16 protein-coding genes are annotated in these 17,633 nt (G+C 71.5%); 3 read left to right on the top strand and 13 right to left on the bottom strand.

Annotation, left to right across the window (positions count from 1 at the left end):
- Window positions 1-4 precede the first annotated feature (4 nt).
- From ACYVNR_RS20345 to ACYVNR_RS20330, 4 genes are all read right to left on the bottom strand, one after another.
- A complete protein-coding gene (locus tag ACYVNR_RS20345) occupies window positions 5-1,606 on the bottom strand; it encodes a 5-oxoprolinase subunit B/C family protein (protein WP_461050607.1) in 1,602 nt (533 codons plus the stop codon).
- A gap of 34 nt (window positions 1,607-1,640) precedes the next feature.
- On the bottom strand, window positions 1,641-2,399 hold the full coding sequence (locus tag ACYVNR_RS20340; RefSeq protein WP_461050605.1) for a LamB/YcsF family protein: 759 nt from the start codon (window positions 2,397-2,399) through the stop codon (window positions 1,641-1,643).
- A gap of 54 nt (window positions 2,400-2,453) precedes the next feature.
- Window positions 2,454-3,824, bottom strand: a complete 1,371-nt coding sequence (locus tag ACYVNR_RS20335; RefSeq protein ID WP_461050603.1) for a 6-phospho-beta-glucosidase — start codon at window positions 3,822-3,824, stop codon at window positions 2,454-2,456.
- A gap of 64 nt (window positions 3,825-3,888) precedes the next feature.
- Entirely contained in the window at window positions 3,889-4,908 is a 1,020-nt protein-coding gene (locus ACYVNR_RS20330; RefSeq protein ID WP_461050601.1) for a cation diffusion facilitator family transporter, read from the bottom strand.
- A gap of 53 nt (window positions 4,909-4,961) precedes the next feature.
- Between ACYVNR_RS20330 and ACYVNR_RS20325 the strand changes: the two genes are divergently transcribed.
- The 3 genes from ACYVNR_RS20325 (at window position 4,962) to ACYVNR_RS20315 (ending at window position 7,016) form a co-directional block, all read left to right on the top strand.
- Complete coding sequence (locus ACYVNR_RS20325) at window positions 4,962-5,348, top strand: ArsR/SmtB family transcription factor (protein WP_045188838.1); 387 nt, start codon at window positions 4,962-4,964, stop codon at window positions 5,346-5,348.
- Window positions 5,349-5,425: 77 nt separating this feature from the next.
- Window positions 5,426-6,547, top strand: a complete 1,122-nt coding sequence (locus ACYVNR_RS20320; protein WP_045188840.1) for a carbohydrate kinase family protein — start codon at window positions 5,426-5,428, stop codon at window positions 6,545-6,547.
- 49 nt (window positions 6,548-6,596) lie between these two features.
- The gene (locus ACYVNR_RS20315) at window positions 6,597-7,016 is read left to right on the top strand and encodes a hypothetical protein (RefSeq protein WP_461050598.1); all 420 of its coding nucleotides are present in this window, start codon (window positions 6,597-6,599) and stop codon (window positions 7,014-7,016) included.
- Between the two features lie 123 nt (window positions 7,017-7,139).
- Here ACYVNR_RS20315 and ACYVNR_RS20310 read toward each other — a convergent pair whose 3' ends face one another.
- From ACYVNR_RS20310 to ACYVNR_RS20270, 9 genes are all read right to left on the bottom strand, one after another.
- Window positions 7,140-7,991, bottom strand: a complete 852-nt coding sequence (locus ACYVNR_RS20310) for a carbohydrate ABC transporter permease (RefSeq protein ID WP_461050596.1) — start codon at window positions 7,989-7,991, stop codon at window positions 7,140-7,142.
- Window positions 7,992-8,849: a carbohydrate ABC transporter permease gene (locus ACYVNR_RS20305; RefSeq protein WP_461050594.1), complete on the bottom strand. Its 858-nt coding sequence runs from the start codon at window positions 8,847-8,849 to the stop codon at window positions 7,992-7,994.
- Between the two features lie 134 nt (window positions 8,850-8,983).
- Window positions 8,984-10,315: an ABC transporter substrate-binding protein gene (locus ACYVNR_RS20300; RefSeq protein WP_461050592.1), complete on the bottom strand. Its 1,332-nt coding sequence runs from the start codon at window positions 10,313-10,315 to the stop codon at window positions 8,984-8,986.
- A gap of 209 nt (window positions 10,316-10,524) precedes the next feature.
- Window positions 10,525-11,001 (bottom strand): hypothetical protein, encoded by a 477-nt coding sequence (locus ACYVNR_RS20295; protein ID WP_045188846.1) that lies wholly within the window; start codon window positions 10,999-11,001, stop codon window positions 10,525-10,527.
- A gap of 61 nt (window positions 11,002-11,062) precedes the next feature.
- Entirely contained in the window at window positions 11,063-12,352 is a 1,290-nt protein-coding gene (locus ACYVNR_RS20290; RefSeq protein ID WP_461050589.1) for a glucoamylase family protein, read from the bottom strand.
- 156 nt (window positions 12,353-12,508) lie between these two features.
- Window positions 12,509-13,552: a LacI family DNA-binding transcriptional regulator gene (locus ACYVNR_RS20285; protein ID WP_045188849.1), complete on the bottom strand. Its 1,044-nt coding sequence runs from the start codon at window positions 13,550-13,552 to the stop codon at window positions 12,509-12,511.
- A gap of 232 nt (window positions 13,553-13,784) precedes the next feature.
- The gene (locus ACYVNR_RS20280; protein ID WP_461050587.1) at window positions 13,785-15,638 is read right to left on the bottom strand and encodes an ABC transporter ATP-binding protein; all 1,854 of its coding nucleotides are present in this window, start codon (window positions 15,636-15,638) and stop codon (window positions 13,785-13,787) included.
- Window positions 15,635-16,567 (bottom strand): ABC transporter permease, encoded by a 933-nt coding sequence (locus tag ACYVNR_RS20275; RefSeq protein WP_461050585.1) that lies wholly within the window; start codon window positions 16,565-16,567, stop codon window positions 15,635-15,637. The genes ACYVNR_RS20280 and ACYVNR_RS20275 overlap by 4 nt, the downstream gene beginning before the upstream one ends.
- Window positions 16,564-17,553, bottom strand: a complete 990-nt coding sequence (locus ACYVNR_RS20270; protein ID WP_461050583.1) for an ABC transporter permease — start codon at window positions 17,551-17,553, stop codon at window positions 16,564-16,566. Before ACYVNR_RS20270 ends, ACYVNR_RS20275 begins: the two co-directional genes overlap by 4 nt.
- Window positions 17,554-17,633 lie beyond the last annotated feature (80 nt).

Below are 17,633 nucleotides of genomic sequence, written 5' to 3'. Positions count from 1 at the left end.
GGGCTCAGCGGGAAGGACGGCGCAGGCGGAGGAGAACCGGTTGCCCGGGTCGCAGCTGCGCCGCCCGGGCGACCGCCTGCGGGGTGAGGACGGCGACGACGGGGTAGCCACCCGTGACCGGGTGGTCGGCGAGGAAGACGACGGGCTCGCCGCCGGCGGGCACCTGCACGGCCCCGACGACCAGACCCTCGCTCGGGAGCTCGCTGTCCGCGTATGCCGCGTGGCGCCGAATCCCTGTGCCTTCCAGACGGATTCCCACGCGGTTGCTGCGAGCAGACACGGTGCGAACCTCTGCCTCGAGGTCCGCGAGGTCGCACCAGTCGGCCCTCGGCCCGGGGTCGACCTCGAGCACCACGAGCCCGTCGCTCGGCGGTTCGTGCGGCGCGACCTCGACCACCGGGAACGTGCGTGGGGCAGAGCCCACGCGCAGCACGTCGCCCACGGCCGGCGCCGCGGGCCCGAGCCCCGACAGGGTGTCGCTCGACCGCGATCCGAGGACGGGGGGCACCGCGATGCCACCGCGCACGGCGAGCCAGGTGCGCAGCCCGGCGCTCGGGGTGCCGAGGGTGAGCGCCTGCCCGTCGGCCAGTGCCACGGGAGAGGCGTGCGCCACCGGCCGGCCGTCGACGTCGGCGGGACACGGAGCCCCGGTGAGCGCCACCACCAGGTCACCGTGCGCCCGCACGGCGAGTCCCCCGAGAGTCACCTCGAGGGAGGCCGGCGCGGGCCAGCGCTCGTCGTCCCGGTCGAGGAGGTGCCCCACCAGCCGCAGCCCGAGCCGGTATGCCGCCGGGTCGGCTGCGCCTGAACGCCCCACGCCCACGTCGGCGAGACCGGGTCTGCCGAGGTCCTCGACCAGGGTGAGCGGCCCGGTCGCGAGCACCTCGAGACCGCGCTGCGTGTCGGTCCCGCGACGAGGCCGGGCCGTGACGGTCGTGGCAGCGGCGGGCCCGCGGTGTCCGGGGGCCGGCGACATCTCGTCTCGCGCTGCCCGGGCCGGGTCGCCGTCGACGTCGACGAACCGCACCGCCATCCCGGGCGCGAACAGCGCGGGTGGTTCCCGCTCGGCGTCCCAGAGGACGGCGTCCGTGGTGCCGAGCAGCTGCCACCCTCCAGGTGACTCCTGAGGATAGATGCCGCTGAACTCCCCTGCGAGGGCGACGGATCCGGCCGGCACCCGGGTGCGTGGGTCGGCCCGGCGGGGCACCCGCAGCCGCGGGTCCCCGCCGACGAGGTAGGCGAAGCCCGGCGCGAACCCGCCGAAGCCGACGCGCCAGGGGGTGCCGGTGTGCGCCTCGATCACCTCGGCCCGCGAGAGCCCGGTCAGCCGCGCGACCTCGTCGAGGTCCGCGCCGTCGTAGCGGACCGCGATCTCGACGTGCTCGGTCTCGTCCGGCTTCGCGACGGCGTCGACGTCGGCGGCCAGCTCCAGGCAGGCCCGCCCGACCTCGTCGCGCCGTCCGGCGTCCCCCAGCACGACGAGCACCGTGCGCGCGCCGACGACGAGGTGCTCGACGAGCTCACCGACCAGGGGCGCGAGCCGGGCGCGCAGGGTGAGGGCAGCGTCCGTGTCGGCCACCTCGACGAGAAGTGCCGAAGCACCCATCGGGAGCAGCCGCGCCTCCATCACCGGGCCCGGATCAGCCTGCGAACGGGCGGATCTCGAAGCCGGCCGCCTCGAGCTCGCGACGCACCGCGCGCGCCATCTCGACCGCGCCGGGGGTGTCGCCGTGGATGCACACCGACTCGGCCCGCACCTCGACGTCCTTGCCGTCGACGGCGGTGACCACGCCCTCCCGGGCGAGCCGGACGACGCGCGCCGCCACCTCGGCAGGGTCGTGCAGCACGGCGCCGGCCTCCGTGCGCGGCACGAGCCGTCCGTCCGGCGTGTAGGCCCGGTCCGCGAAGGCCTCGCTGACGGCGCGAAGTCCGGCGGCCGTGGCGCGCTCGAGCACGACGCTGCCCGGGAGCCCGAGGATGGGCAGGGACGTGTCCACGGCGACCACGGCGTCGACGACCGCCTGCGCCTGGGCCTCGTGGTGCACGATCGCGTTGTAGAGCGCCCCGTGCGGCTTCACGTAGGCGACCCTCGTGCCGGCCACGTGCGCCATGGCCGAGAGCGCACCGAGCTGGTAGATGACGTCGGCGGCGAGGGCGTCGGCCGGCACGTCGACGAAGCGTCGCCCGAAGCCGGCAAGGTCGTGATAGCCCACCTGCGCGCCGACGACGACACCCCGCTCGGCGGCATACGCGCACGTCCTGCGCAGCGTGAGGGGGTCTCCGGCATGGAAGCCGCACGCGACGTTGGCGCTCGTGACGACGTCGAGGACGGCCGCGTCGTCGCCGAGGGTCCACGCCCCGAAGGACTCGCCCACGTCGGCGTTGAGGTCGAGGTGCATGCCTCGATCCTGCCGGGACGGAGGGCGATGGGGCCACCGCCCCGCCGGACGCGTCTAGCGCAGGCCGGCGTAGTGGTCCGGCAGCCGCCTCGCGTAGGCCCCGAGCAGCTCGCGCGCGACCGTCACCGAGTCGACGAGTGGATGGAGGGCAAAGGCCTTGACCGCAAGCGATCTCGACTGCTCGGCCGCCGCGGCGATGACGATCTCGTCGACTGCCTTCACCTGCTGCACGAGCCCGAGGGCGTGACCGGGTAGCGGACTCGCGCGGACGGGCACCGGGCCGGCGGCGTCGATCGTGCAGGGCACCTCGACGACGGCGTCGTCGGGCAGCCCGGCGACAGCACCGCCGTTGCGCACGTTGAGGATGAGCCGGGCCGGCTCGTCACGGGCGATCGCGGCCATGAGCGCGAGGGCGACCCCTTCGTAGCCGCCGCCCTCGACGTCCGCCTCGGACCGCTCGTGGCTGTCGCCGTCGCCGTTCTCGCGGGTCTCCTGCATGTAGGTCGCGTTGCGTTCGCGGCGCACGGCGTCCCAGCGCTCCCACGCCTGCTCCGGCGAGCGTGCCACGGCGGTGTAGAACTCGGCCTGCTGCGCGACGAGGTACTCGCCACGCGTCTGTGCGGCCCCGGCGATCTGGGCGATCGCGTCGCGCGTGAAGTAGTAGTAGAAGAGGTACTCGTTGGGCAGCGAGCCGAGGTCGCGCAGCCACTCGGCGCCGAAGAGGTGCCCCTCCTCGATGGCGGCGAGCGCCCGCTCGTCGGCGAGCAGGCTTGGCAGCAGGTCACATCCGTCGCGTCGCAGCCCGGTGAGCCAGCCGAGGTGGTTGAGTCCTGCGTAGTCGATCTCGAGGTCGGCGAGGTCGTACCCGAGAGCACCTGCGGCCCGCTTGGCGAGACCGAGCGGCGAGTCGCAGATGCCGACGACCCGGCCGCCGAGGACCGACTGCATCGCCTGCGTGACGAGACCGGCGGGGTTGGTGAAGTTGATGACCCACGCGTCGGGGGCGAGGCGGCGTACGCGTCGGGCGACGTCGAGCGCGACGGGCACGGTGCGCAGGCCGTAGCCGACGCCGCCGGGCCCGGTGGTCTCCTGCCCGAGAAGCCCCAGGGCGAGCGCGATCCGTTCGTCGGCGGTGCGGCCCGCGAGACCACCGACCCGCATCGCCGAGAAGACGAAGTCGGCGCCGGCGAGCGCCGTGTCGAGGTCGGACGTGGCCGAGAGCGCCGGCGGGGGCAGCGACTCGGGGTGTGCGGCGAGGTGCTGCCGGGCCTGGGCGGCGAGGACGTGGCGCATGACGTCGAGTCGCGAGGAGTCGGTGTCGTGCAGGACCACCTCGGTGACGCGGCGCTCGGCGGTGTCGCGCAGCAGCGCACCGTGCACGAGCGGCACGCGGAACCCACCTCCGCCGAGGATCACCAGCTTCATGGCCTCACCACCCTCGGACCGTACCAACCCTCACCAGCCGTGCCCTGCTCTGGCGCGCGATGCCTCAGTCGTGGCCGGGGTAGGCGTGCACGACGGCCGCCCTGAGTCGGGGCACCACGCGCACGAGCTCCTGCTCCGCACGGTGGGCGACGGCGTGGGCATCGGCGAGGGACAGGCGCGACGGCACGTCGAGCTCGGCGTCCGCATGCATCTCGTGACCGATCCACCGCATGCGCACGCGACGCACCGACAGCACGGCCGGGTCGGCGGCGAGCACCTGCTCGGCCTGCTCCACGAGCACCGGATCGACGCCGTCCATCAGCCGCCGGAAGACGTCGCGGGCCGCGGTGCGCAGCACGAGCACGATCGCGACGGTGATGACCAGCCCGACCACCGGGTCGGCCCAGTCCCACCCGATCGCGACCCCACCTGCGCCGAGGACGACCGCGAGGGACGTGAGCCCGTCGGTGCGGGCGTGGTGGCCGTCCGCGACGAGGGCCGCCGACCCGATCGCGCGTCCCTCACGGATGCGGAAGCCTGCGACGAGCTCGTTGCCGATGAAGCCGACCACGCCCGCCAGGGCCACCCAGCCGAGGTTCTGCACGGGTGCGGGGTCGGCGAGACGACGGATCGCCTCCCACCCTGCCACCACGGCCGACAGCGCGATCATGGCGACGACGAAGAGCCCGGCGAGGTCCTCCGCGCGGCCGTAGCCGTACGTGTACCGGCGGGTCGCAGCGCGGCGACCGAGGACGAAGGCGATCCACAGGGGCACGGCGGTCAGCGCGTCCGAGAAGTTGTGAATCGTGTCGGCCAGCAGCGCGACCGAGCCCGAGACGGCGACGACGGCCAGCTGCAGCGCTGCGGTGAGCCCGAGGCCCACGAGGCTGACCTTGACGGCCCGGATGCCACGCGCGCTCGACTCCAGGGCGGCGTCGATGGAGTCCGCGGCGTCGTGGGAGTGCGGCGTGAAGGCGTGCCGGAACCGGGCGAGCATGGCGCCGCCGTATGGGTGCCCGTGGTCGTGCTGGTGATCGTGGACCGGGTGCTCGTGATGGTGGTGAGGGTCGTGCTCGGCTCGCATGTCCACACCTTATCTGCATGGTTGCGAAGGTATGCAGGCAGTAGGGTCGTGGCGTGCACGACGCCAGGCCCGACCTCTCCATGCCGGCGGACGAGCAGGCCCACCTCGCGGCCGAGACCTTCCGGCTGCTCTCCGACCCCACCCGCATCAAGCTGCTCTGGGCCCTGCTCCAGGGCGAGTCGTCGGTCAGCTGCCTGGCCGAGCTCGCCTCGGTCAGCCCCACGTCGGTGAGCCAGCACCTCGCCAAGCTCCGGCTGGCGGGACTCGTGCGCGGTCGGCGCGAGGGCACCTTCGTCTACTACACCGCCGCCGACACCCACGTGCGCGCCCTGCTCGCCGAGGCCCTGTCACACGCCGACCACGCCGTCGCAGACCTCGGCCCCGAGGGCGACCACGAGCACCGGTTCCCCCGCCTCACGAGCGGGACGAAGCGGCACTGACGGGCAAGCCGGGCGGCATAAGAATGGCAGCAGGCAAACCCGGTGAGTCTCGGGCGCAGGTGGGGGATCATGGGCGCGTGGCCCATCGACAGTCGTTCGACCCGCTGGCGTCGCGTCGCACCGACGACGACCCGCCGCTCGACGTGTTCGTGTGGGGAACCGTCTTCCTCGACATGATCTTCGCCGGGATGCCGAGCGCGCCGAAGCCGGGCACCGAGGTGTGGGCGGAGGGCCTTGCCTCGTGCCCCGGTGGCATCGCGAACCTCGCCGTCGCGACGCGCCGGCTGGGTCTGCGCACCGGCCTGGCCGCGGCGTTCAGCGACGACGACTACGGCGACTTCTGCTGGCGCACGCTCGAGGAGCAGGAGGGCATCGACCTCGCCCGCAGCCGCCGCTTCGCCGACTGGCACAGCCCCGTGACGGTCTCGATGTCGGTCGACCGTGACCGCAGCATGGTCTCGCACGGACACCCGTCGCCCGTGCCGGCGAGCGAGCTCATCGGCTCCCCGCCCCGCTCGCGGGCCGTCATGGTCGACCTCGCCGAGGACGAGGCCTTCGGCGGCAGCGGTCCGACGTGGGTCGACCGGGCCCGCGAGAACGGCTCGCTCGTCTTCGCCGACGTCGGCTGGGACCCCAAGGAGCAGTGGTCGCCGCACGTGCTCGAGCGGCTCGCCCGGTGCGACGTCTTCATGCCCAACGCCGTCGAGGCGATGGCCTACACCGGCACGAGCTCGCCCGTCGAGGCCGTCTACGCGCTCGCCGACCGGGTGCCCGTCGCGATCGTCACCGACGGGTCGGACGGAGCCCTCGGCATCGACGCGCGCACGGGCGAGGAGGTGCGGGTGCCGTCGCTGCGCGTGCACGAGGTCGACCCGACCGGCGCCGGCGACGTCTTCGGCGCGGCCCTGCTCGTGGGCACGCTCGCCGAGTGGCCGCTCGAGCAGCGGATGACGTTCGCGAGCCTGTGCGCCGGCCTCGCGCTCCAGCAGTACGGCGGCTCGCTCGCCGCACCCGGCTGGGGCGACCTCGCCGACTGGTGGACCGCGCTCGTCAGCGACACGAGCGGCGACGCGTACCACCGCTCGCTGCGCCGACGGTTCGCGTTCCTCGACGAGATCGTGCCGCGCGTCCCGGTCATGGCCTGCCGCCGGGCCACGGCCACCATCGCCAAGCGCGCCGACGTGCAGACGCTCGACTGAGAGCACCCACGGGCACGCCGGCCACGGGCGGCGCGGCAGGATGGGGCGGGTGAGCGACACCGAGGTGCCAGACGAGGTGCCGGACGGGGTGCCAGACGAGGTGCCGGACGAGCTGCCCGACGACATCCGCGACCTGCTGGCGGTCGACCTGTTGGGGGCCCAGGTGCAGGACTGGTCGATCGCGAGCGACTCGTTCACGTGGACCCTGCTCGCCGGCGATGCCGATCGCGGGCACGAGCTGGCCGCGCTGACCTACGTCGGGGCGGTCGTGCTGCACACGAACCGGCACCACCTCGACCGCGCCGTCGAGGTCGCGGCCGAGGTCGTGGGGTCCGAGGTCGTCCCTGCCGAGGGCGGCGGGTTCGAGCACCGGGTGACGCTCGGGCCGGCGTATGCGTTCGTCATCCGCTTCTGGAGCGTCGACGTCCGCCGTATGCCGGCACCCGACCACCTCCGCCGCCCCCGCTGACCGCGGGCTGAGCCACCCGACGAGAGGGTCGGCTGCGACAGTGCGGTGGATCGCCGGCACCGGACGCCGGTGATCCACCGCGCAACGGTCATGGCCGCGTTGCGGGCCACCCGGCATACGCCCTCAGTCGCCGGCGATGCCGCTGCGCTCGACGCCCTCGACGATCCAGCGCTGCAGGAAGAGGAACATCAGCAGCAGCGGGAAGATCGCGACGAGCGCCGCCATGAAGAGCTGGCTCACCTGCACCGACTGCGCCGTGAGGAACGTCGACAGTGCGATCTGCACGGTCCACGACTCCTGGTCGCGGCCGATGACCAGCGGCCAGAGGAAGGCGTTCCACGTGCCGATGAAGGTGATGGTGCCGATGGCGGCGACGAAACCGAGCGAGTTCGGCACGACGATCCTCCAGAAGGTGCCCCAGTAGCCGAGGCCGTCGATGAACGCCGCCTCCTCGATCTCCTTGGGGAAGCCGAGGAAGAACTGCCGGAAGAGGAACGTCGCGAGCGCCTGGAAGAGCCCCGGGATGATGAGGCCGCGCAGGGTCGAGATCCAGCCGAGGGTCGACACGAGCACGAAGCTCGGCACGAACGTCACCGCGGCCGGGATGAGCAGCGTCGCGACGATCGAGTAGAAGACGGTGTTGGACCAGCGGTACGGGATGCGCGCGAGGCCGTAGCCGGCCAGGCCCGAGATGACGAGCACCCCGACGGTCTGCGTCACGGCGATGAGCCCGGAGTTGAGCAGGCTGCGCGCCATCGGGATCGCGGGGTTGTCGAAGAGCCCGGTGAGGTTCGAGGTCTCCCAGACCGGCGGCAGCCAGTGGAAGTCGGGCGAGCCGAGGTCCTGCTCGCGCATGAAGGCGCTGCGCACGAGCAGGTAGAACGGGACGAGGAAGAGCAGCGCCGCCACGACGAGGGCGCTGTAGCGCGCCCAGCCGACGACGCGGGACTGCTTGCGGCTGCGGACGATCGCCATCTACTCGCCCCTGTCGCCGAGCCGGAGCACGCGGCCCTGCACCACCGCCACGATCGCGATGATGAGGGTGAGGATGACCGCGCCGGCCGAGCCGTGGCCGAAGTCCTGACCCGAGCCGAGCGCCGTGTAGTAGAGGTAGACGAGCGGTGGTCGCGCGTACGGCGGATAGGTGCCGAACGTGGACAGGATGTTGTAGAACTCGTCGAACGCCTGGAACGCGTTGACGAGCAGCAGCAGGAGCACCGCCGTCGACGTCGCCCGCAGCTGGGGGAACGTGATGTGGCGGAAGACCTTCCAGCCCTCGGCGCCGTCGATCGCGGCCGCCTCGTAGAGGGTCGGGCTGATCCGCTGGATGCCGGCGAGGAAGAGGATCATGTAGAAGCCCACCTGCAGCCAGAGCCGGGCCGTGACGATGACGAGCCAGTACCACGGTGGGTCGGCGAGGCTGAGCCACGGCACCGAGTCGATGCCGAACCAGCCGAGCACCGCGTTGGCGAGGCCCGAGCGGATGCCGCTGAAGATCGACATCTTCCAGATCAGCGCGGCGACGACGTAGGAGCACGCGGTCGGCAGGAAGAACACCGACCGGAAGAAGGACTGCATGACGCGGGTGCGCGCGACGAGCAGCGCGGCGCCGAGCGAGATCACGAACGTGGTCGGCACGATGAACACGGCGAACGCGACGAAGGTGAGCAGGCTGCTGCGGAAGGCCGGGTCGCGCAGCATGTCCAGGTAGTTGCCCGCACCGACGAACTCGGTCGGCGTCACGGTGTTGTACGCGTTGAAGAACGACAGGTAGATCGACCAGACGATCGGCACGTAGACGAACACGACGAGACCGATGACGAACGGCCCCACGAACACCCAGAACCAGAGGTTGACGTCCTGGCGCCCCCGCAGCCGCCGGCCGAGCGAGGGCCGGGGCGCGCTGAGGCGCCCCGGCTCGCGCTCCGACGGCGCCCGGTCGTATGCCGGGCGGCCGGCCTCGGCCGTCAGGCGAGCACCCGCTTGAGCTCAGGCTCGGCGACGGCCTTGACCTTCGCGATCTCGCCCATCGGGTCGGCGCCCTCCTTGACGATGCGGTTCATCGCGTCGCCGAAGGCGGTGTTGCACTTGGGCGTCCACAGGATCGGGCTCTGCGCGTGGCCGACGTCGGTGGCGAGCTTGGCGGCCTCGGCGGCCTGGCCGTCCTTGAGGGTCGTGGCCTGGCCGATGAGGCTCGTGCGAGCGGGGATGTGGAAGCCGTAGGCGGTGGCGAAGTCGAGCTGGTCCTGGGTCTGGTCGACCCAGAGGTACTTGACGAACTTCTTGGCTGCCTCGACGTCCTTGCTCTTCGCGCTGACGCACGAGCCGTAGGCGCCGACCGGCACCGACGCCTTGCCCGAGCCGTCGAGGGCGGGCCACGCCACGACGCCGAAGTCGTCGCCGAGGCCCTTCTTGATGTCGGGGAAGGTCCACAGGCCGGTGAACTGCATCGCGGTGAGGCCGGCCGTGAGGGCCGACGCGTCGAACCAGTCCTTGGGTGCGCCGAGCAGGAGCACCTTGGCGTCCCACATCTCGCGCAGCTTGCCCAGAGCCTGACCGGCGCGGGGGTCGTCGAAGCCGAACGTGTTGTCCTCGGCGAGGTAGTCGAGGCCGGCCGACCACAGCATGGGCCCGCCCATGAGGCCGGCGCCGCCGTCGTTGCCGAGGAAGAGGCCCTTGACGTTGCCCTGGGTCAGCTTCTTCGCGGCGGCGATGAGCTCGTCGATGGTCTGGGGCGGGGTGACACCGGCCTTGTCGAGCATCGACTTGCGGTAGACGAGCAGCTGCATGTCGACGACCTGCGGGATGGCGTACGTCTTGCCCTCGTAGGTCATCCGCTTGAGGATGCTCGGGTTGAAGTCGTCCTTGGCGTCTCCGAGGAGGTCGGTGAGGTCGACGACCTGCTTGCCCTTGATCATGTCGATCGTCGGGCCGTTGCCGTACTCGAAGACGTCGGGCCCGGCGTCGGTCAGCAGCGAGGCGGCGGTCGACTGGTCGTAGTCGCCGGGCTTCCAGCTGACCTTGACGGTCGCGTCCTTGTAGGCCGCGGCGTACTTCTCGACGGCCTGCTGCGTGCCGGCCTCGCCGTACTGGTGGTACCACTGGTTCAGCGTGACGCCGCTGCCGCCGCCTCCGGTCGCGCCGCCGCCCGTCGCCGCGGACTCGCGGCCGGTGTTGCTGCCGCACGCGGCGAGCGCGCCCGTCACGGCAGCGGCTCCGCCGAGCGCGAAGAGCGACCGACGGGTCAGGGACGATCCGAGAGCCTGGCGGATCGTGGGGTCGAGGTTCTGGTCAGACATGGTTCCCCTGCGTCCTTCCTGCCCGACGACGCGGGCAACCGGTCATGACGGCGGACGTCCAGCCAGTCTTCTCGACCGCGCCCACCGTGCGATCGTATGCCCGGTTCCTGCACGTTCGCCCGTGCAGACCCTCCCCGGCTCCCGATCGAGAGAAGGCGTGGTTCGCCCGCGACCGTGACGAAGCGTTCTCTCGATCGGGGAGGGGGCGGTCAGATGGCGGCGGGGGAGTTCATGGGGTTGTCCTCGGCCGTCTCCTTCGATGTGCGCAGCAGCTCGTCGACGAGGACGAGGGTCTGCTCGTCCTCGGTCGTCATGCGCCGGCCGAAGGGTCCGCGAGCGAGCGCCACGGCTGCCCCGACGCGCACGATGCCGAGCCGCACGTCGTCGCGGGCCTCGGCCGAGAGGCGCTCGAGCAGGCGGGTGACGGCCAGCAACCCCGACACGACCGGCCGACCGTCGAGGGCGAACTCGTCGAAGAGCCAGCGTCGCTCGGAGGCGGCCGTCTCGAACACGGCGCGACCGGCGCCGGTGCTCCGCAGAGCCGCGTCGGTGACGGCGTCCCAGAAGGCGCCGCGCTCGTCGTCGTCGAAGACGGTGCGGCCCGTGAGCGCGCTCAGCACCCACACGGGCCCGAACCGCAGCGTGACGACGTCGGCCTCGGACCAGCCCTCGAACCACTGCGACACGTCGCCACCACCTCTCGTCCGCGGGCGGCCACCTCAAGCGTACGACCGCCCGGGAGCCGGATCAGCCCAGCGGCATACGGCGGCCGGCGACGACGGGCCGCAGCACCGCCTCGACCTCCGGGGTGCAGAACCAGCGACGCACGCAGTCGTCGGCGAGCACGTTGGCCAGCGCCCCGAGCACCATCGACTGGTCGAGGGAGAGGTGGCGACCGGCGTGGCGTCCCGTACGCGTGTCGACGCTGTCGAGGAAGCCGCCGGGACCGTACGCGCCGAGCTCGTCCTCGATGCGCGCCAAGTTGTCGGCCGCCGCGTCGGGCTCGACCATGAGGGCCATCGCCGAGGCGTGCGGCGTCACGACGACCTCGCCGTCGCGCTCGCTCGGGTAGCCGTCCGCCTCCCACGCGATCGGGGGCACCCCGAAGACGGAGTAGCCCTCACCGGGGCACGTCGAGGGACTGAATCCCCAGTAGCCGTAGCCCTTCTCGTCCATCGCGTACTCCCGTTGGAGTGCCACGGTGCGCGCCTCGTTGACGCCCCACGTGTCGGGCGCCCACATCGCCTCGGGGACGAAGATCGCCGGCATCAGCGCCTCGAACATCGACCCGCCGAAGGTCGGCACGACGTCGCGCCCCCGATAGTGACGGACGGGGGTGTCGAGCGAGGCGTAGTGCTCGGGGGGCAGCTGCCCGTGCGCGATGCCGACGTAGCTGGCGATGCGCGGCTCGGAGTCGAGCAGGTCGTAGTTGTGGCGGGTGTGGAAGACCGGCGCCCTGCCCTCGACGAACGATGCGTGCCGCGTCTGCTCGCCGGGGTCGACGTCCCAGAACCCGCCGCTCAGGCGGCCGCCGGGGCCCTCCCCACCTGCGGCCGCGTCGTGGAAGACCGCGAACTCCATCCGGTCGAGCACTGCCCGGGCTTCGGCGGCCACCTCCGGCTCGGCGGCCGCGGCGACCATGAGGCCGGCGGCGAGCCAGCCGTTGTCGACGCTCGACAGGAAGGGCTTGATCGTGCCGCCGTCGGGCATCCGGTGCAGGAGGGCCCCGGTGCGGTCGTCGTACCAGTTGTAGAACATGCCGCTCTCGTCGTGGACCTCCATCCGCGCGAGGGTGGCGAGCGTGCGGCCGAGGCGCTCACGGCATACGTCGGCGGCGACCAGGCCGAGGTCGCGGGCGCCGACGGTGCACCACAGCAGGCCGCCGACGTTCGTCGGTGAGGTGTAGCCGCTGCGGGTGCCGGGGTCGAGCGATCCTGCGATCGAGTCGGTCGGCAGGCCCGAGTCGGGGTCGGTCATCGCCTCGAACGAGTGCCACGTGTCGGCGGCCCAGCGGCGCAACAGGTCAAGGTCGGGCACAGAGATTCCTCGGGGGTTCGGGGACGTCGGAAACTGAGCACTCGACCGGAATGTGAGCGCTCCCTCCCGTCGAGTGCTCACTTTCCGGCGTCGGGAACTGAGCACTCGACGAGGTGGAGGCGTCGGGAACTGAGCACTCGATGGAGAAGGCGGGGGTCAGGCTCCGGCGACGGACGTGGGGTCCCAGTCGCAGCCGCACGAGCCACGCACGACGAGCCGGGTGGGCAGCACCTGTGGCTGCACGTCGAACCTGCGGCCGCCGATGCGCTCGTGCAGCCGGATCGCCGCCCACCGCCCCAGCTCGCGCATCGGCTGCTGCACGGTGGTGAGGCCGGGGGCCAGGTAGCGCGACGTCATGATGTCGTCGAAACCGACCACGGCCACGTCGTCGGGCACGCGGCGACCCTCACGCGCGAGCATCACCATCGTCGCGAGGGCGAGCTCGTCGTTGGCGCAGACGAGCCCGTCGAACGTGGCACCTGACGCCTCCGCCGCGAGCAGCTGCTCGACGACGCTCTTGCCCGACGCCTCCTCGTACCTCACCCGGATCGGGTCGACGGCCTCCACCCCGCGCTTGCGCGCCAGGGCGTGCTGGAAGCCGCGGTAGCGCTCCGAGATGTCGTGCGAGTCGTCGGGGTCGCCGACGAAGACGAGGCGGGTGCGCCCGTGGTCGAGCAGGTGGCGGGTCAGCTCGGCCGAGCTGATGAAGTTCTCGACCTGCACCGAGTCGCAGCCCTCGACGGCCTCACGAGCGACGAGCACGGTCGGGGTGGTCTTGACGATCTGGCGGATCAGCGACTCGCTGATGGTGTCGTTGGCGACGACGATGCCGTCGATGCGACCGAGGATCTTGCGCACCGACGCCTCGGCGTCCTTGGACGCGTCGCACACGACGACGACCACGGACTGCCCGTCGCGCGCCGCCGTCGACTCGAAGCCCGACAGCAGCTCCGAGTAGTACGGCCCCGCCAGCCCGGGCAGCACGAGCCCGTGCGTCTCGTGGGTGGGCACGTCGACGGGCCGGCCGGCCCGCAGCGGCACGTACTCGAGGTCCTCGACGGCCCGGAGCACCCGCTGGCGCGTCTTCGCCGAGGCCGGCGTGGAGCCGCTGAGCACCCGCGACACGGTGGCGATGGACACACCGGCGCGCTCGGCCACCGTGTAGATGGTGACCGGGCGGTCATCGTGCTCCGTCGACACCCACGCTCCCTCGCTCGGGGTCAACTGTGCACGCCGCCACGACGCTCCACAACCCGGGCGTCGAGAGTCTCGCACGGTGGCCACGCGCGCCCTGCGACGCGCCGCTCGGGCACCGGGGCCGTATGCCGCCGGGCCGGGCCGGCGAGCGCAGGCGCCGTCACGCGGGTGGCCACGTCGCGGTGGGCCGGCGCTCCCTGCCGGTCCACCGCGACGCGCCGTCGGTGGGGGCGCCTCAGAACGGGTTGGGGATCGCATCGATGAGCTTGCGGGTGTAGGCGTCGCTCGGGTCGCGGATGACCTTGAGGGTCTGGCCCTGCTCGACGACCTTGCCGTTGTTGAGCACGATGACCTCGTCGGCGAGCATGCGCGCGCTCAGCAGGTCGTGCGTGATGTAGAGGATGCCGACGTCCTTGCTCTGCACGAGGTCGTTGAGCAGCTCGAGGATCTCGGCGCGGATCGAGACGTCGAGGCTCGAGATCGGCTCGTCGGCGACGATGATCTCCGGCTCGACGGCGAGCGCCTTGGCGATGACGACGCGCTGGCGCTGGCCGCCCGACAGCTCGTAGCCGTAGCGGTTGACGAACCGCTCGCTCGGGGTGAGCGCGACCGTCTCGAGCAGCTCCTTGACCCGCTCGCGCAAGGCGTCGCCGCGCAGCCCGTGGTAGTTCGCGAGCGGCCTGGCGAGGATGTAGCCGATGCGCTTCGCCGGGTTGATCGAGCTGTAGGGGTCCTGGAAGACCATCTGCACGTCGCTGCGGTAGTCGCGCAGCGAGCGGCCCCGGAACCCCGACACCTCCTGGTCGCCCTTCGGGCCGTGGAAGACGATGCGCCCGCTCGTCGGGCTGTCGACGCCGGTGATCATCCGCGCCAGCGTCGACTTGCCGCTGCCGCTCTGGCCGACGAGGGCCGTCACCTCGCCCTTGCGCAGCACGAAGCTCGCCTCGGTGACCGCCTCGGTGCGCTGGACCGCGAGTCCGCGACGTCGGGTGAAGACCTTCGACACGTTCTCCACGGAGAGCACGACGTCGCCGCGCAGGGCCTGGGTCGACTCCTCTGCCGTCTTGACGAACTGCGGCCCCTCGAAGGTGCGCCTGGGCTCCCCGTGCTCGCCCGACCCTCCTTCACGCTGCTGGGCCTCGGCGACGATGCAGGCGGCCCGTCCGGCGCCGAGCGGCACGATCGGTGGGTCGACCTCGGCGCACCGGGCGACCCGTTCGGGGCAGCGCGGCGCGAAGCTGCAGCCCACGATCGGCAGGCTGAGGTCCGGAGGTCGACCGGGCACGTAGGTGATCCGCACGGTCTCGGCGCGCGGGTCACCGTACGAGCCGAGCAGCCCCTTGGAGTACGGGTGGAGGGGCTGGGCCAGGAGCGCACCGGCCGGCTGCTCCTCGACGATGCGACCGGCGTACATCACGAGGATGCGGTCGGACAGGTCGAGCACGGTGCCGATGTCGTGGCTGATGAAGAGCACGGCGAAGCCCTGCTCGGCCTGCAGCCGGCGCACGTTCTCGAGGATCGAGTGCTGCACGACCACGTCGAGACCCGTCGTCGGCTCGTCGAGCAGGATGAACTTCGGCTCGAGGGCCAGGGCGAGCGCGAGGTTGACGCGCTGGCGCATGCCGCCCGACAGCTCGTGCGGGAACGCGGAGATGAACTTGTGGTCGATGATCACCATGTCGAAGAGCTGCTTGATGCGTTCGGTGACCTTGTGCCCGCGCAGGTTCGAGTGCTGTTCGATGACGTCGCGGAACTGCGCCTCGACCCGCGTGACGGGGTTGAGGGCGTTCATGCTGCTCTGGAACACCGTCGAGATGTCGCGCCAGCGCAGGTCGCGCAGCTCGTCCTCCGACAGGTCCGTGATGTCGGTGCCGTCGAAGGTGATGCTGCCGCCGCTGATGCGGCCGGGCCGCTGGAGCAGCCGCAGCAGCGCCGTGCCGAGCGTCGTCTTGCCCGAGCCGGACTCGCCGATGAGTCCGACGAACTCGCCCGGCTCGATGGAGAAGCTGACGTCCTGGACGGCGTCGAGCGGCCGGTGGGCCTTCGGTTCGTAGCGGACCGAGAGGTTCTTCACGTCGAGCAGGCTCATGCGTCCTCCCTGAGGTGCGGGTTGCTCAGCAGGTCGACACCGAAGTTGATGAAGGCCATGCCTGTCATGAGGATGGCGAGGACGAGGCCGGGCACGAAGACCCACAGCCACAGTCCCTGCGTGATCGCGCCCTGGGCGTTGGCCTGGTAGAGCATCGTGCCCCACGAGACGCTCTGCGAGTCACCGAGGCCGAGCACGGCGAGGCCGGCCTCGGCGCCGATCGCCCCCGTGGCCGAGCCGACGAAGGCCGCCGCGACGAGCGAGCTCATGTTGGGCATGATCTCGCGGAAGACGATGCGCATCGTGCTCTCGCCCGAGAACTTCGCCGCCGTGACGAAGTCGCGGTTGCGCAGCGTGATGATCTGCGCGCGCTTCGCCCTGGCGCCGCCCGCCCACGAGGTGATCGCGATGACGCCGACGATGAGCCAGACGCCACGCACCTCGGAGTAGGCCACGAGCGTGATGATGAGCGGCAGCGTCGGGATGACGAGCGCGACGTTCGTGATGAACGAGAGGATGTCGTCGACGATGGTGCCCTCGGCGTAGCCAGAGATCATGCCGATGACGAGGGCGATCATCGTGGCGAGCAGCCCGCCGAAGAGGCCGACCAGCAACGAGATCCGTGATCCGTAGATGAGCTGTGAGGCGATGTCGCGACCGTCGGTGGTCGTGCCGAGCCAGTTCTCGCCGCTCGCGCCGGCCAGCGGCGTGAACGAGGAGTCGAGCGGGTCGTGCGGTGCGATGAGCGGCGCGAAGACGGCGACGAGCACGTAGGCGGCGACGATGACGATGCCGATGCGCGCCTTCCTGCTGCTCCACACCACCTGCCACCAGCGGTCGGGACGCTCGACGTCGGGCACCTGCTCGACGTTGGACGTCTGGGCCGGGTCACCCTCTGCCATCACGTCGTTCAGCGGTGTGGTGGTCATGACTCCGCCCTCCTCGCACGCGGGTCGAGCACTCCGTAGAGCAGGTCGGCGACGAGGTTCGCGATGAGCACCCCGACGGTCGTGAGCAGCATGAGGGTCTGCAGCAGCGGGTAGTCCTTGTTCTCGACGGCCTCGCCCATGAGCCGCCCCAGGCCCGGGTAGTCGAACGCCTGCTCGACGAGGATCGCGCCGCCGAGCACGCCGCCGAGGGCGAGCGCGAAGCCGGTCACGCTGGGCAGCAGGGCGTTTCGTGCTGCGTACTTGAGCGCGACGACCCGGTCGGGCAGGCCCTTGGCCTTTGCGAGCCGGATGTAGTCCTCGCCGAGGTTCATGATCATCGTGTTGCGCATGCCGAGGATCCAGCCGATGGGCGTCACGATGAGCAGCGCCAGCGCCGGCAGGAACGAGTGCGACACGGCCTCCTGGATGAACGCGAAGTTGAAGCCGGGAGTGGACTCCTCGTAGCCGCCCGACGTCGGGAACCAGCCGAGCGTGTAGCCGAACACGTAGAGCAGCAGCAGGGCGATCCAGAACGGCTGGAGCGTGCCGAGGAAGGTCGATCCCAGGGTCACGACGGAGTCGAAGCGCGAGTTGCGACGCCACGCGGCATACGCCCCGAGCACGATGCCGACCGCGAACGACAGCACCTGGGTGACCGTCACGAGGATGACCGTCCACCAGAAGGCCTGCCCGATCACCTCGGTCACCTTGAAGGGGTAGTAGCTGTAGGACAGGCCGAAGTTGCCGCGGACCAGCTCGCCGAGGTAGGTCGCGTACTGCTGGAGCAGCGACCCGTCGGGCGCCCCGAGCATGGCGCGCATCGCGCGCACCTGCGCCGGGTCGAGCGCGGCGTCCTTGCCCGCCAGCTTCTTGACGATGATCTCGGCCGGGTCGCCCGGCTGGAGACGGGGGATGAGGAAGTTCAGGGTCACCACGGCCCAGAGGGTCGCGACGAAGAAGCCGAACTTCCGTGCGAAGTACTTCATGCCAACCTCACCTTCGTGTCACGCCGCGCCCCGTCGGGGTGGCCTCGCGCGGGTTCACGCGAGCCCACCCCGACGGGTGT

The organism is Terrabacter koreensis (assembly GCF_054783315.1).
The sequence above is the reverse complement of the archived record's forward strand: the minus strand, read 5'-3'. Positions and strand labels throughout refer to the sequence as shown.

Excerpts from the sequence above, each read along its gene's own strand:
- ACYVNR_RS20345 (WP_461050607.1), bottom strand. The coding sequence starts at position 1,606 with ATGGGTGCTTCGGCACTTCTCGTCGAGGTGGCCGACACGGACGCTGCC.
- ACYVNR_RS20340 (WP_461050605.1), bottom strand. The coding sequence starts at position 2,399 with ATGCACCTCGACCTCAACGCCGACGTGGGCGAGTCCTTCGGGGCGTGG.
- ACYVNR_RS20335 (WP_461050603.1), bottom strand. The coding sequence starts at position 3,824 with ATGAAGCTGGTGATCCTCGGCGGAGGTGGGTTCCGCGTGCCGCTCGTG.
- ACYVNR_RS20330 (WP_461050601.1), bottom strand. The coding sequence starts at position 4,908 with ATGCGAGCCGAGCACGACCCTCACCACCATCACGAGCACCCGGTCCAC.
- ACYVNR_RS20310 (WP_461050596.1), bottom strand. The coding sequence starts at position 7,991 with ATGGCGATCGTCCGCAGCCGCAAGCAGTCCCGCGTCGTCGGCTGGGCG.
- ACYVNR_RS20300 (WP_461050592.1), bottom strand. The coding sequence starts at position 10,315 with ATGTCTGACCAGAACCTCGACCCCACGATCCGCCAGGCTCTCGGATCG.
- ACYVNR_RS20280 (WP_461050587.1), bottom strand. The coding sequence starts at position 15,638 with ATGAGCCTGCTCGACGTGAAGAACCTCTCGGTCCGCTACGAACCGAAG.
- ACYVNR_RS20275 (WP_461050585.1), bottom strand. The coding sequence starts at position 16,567 with ATGACCACCACACCGCTGAACGACGTGATGGCAGAGGGTGACCCGGCC.
- ACYVNR_RS20270 (WP_461050583.1), bottom strand. The coding sequence starts at position 17,553 with ATGAAGTACTTCGCACGGAAGTTCGGCTTCTTCGTCGCGACCCTCTGG.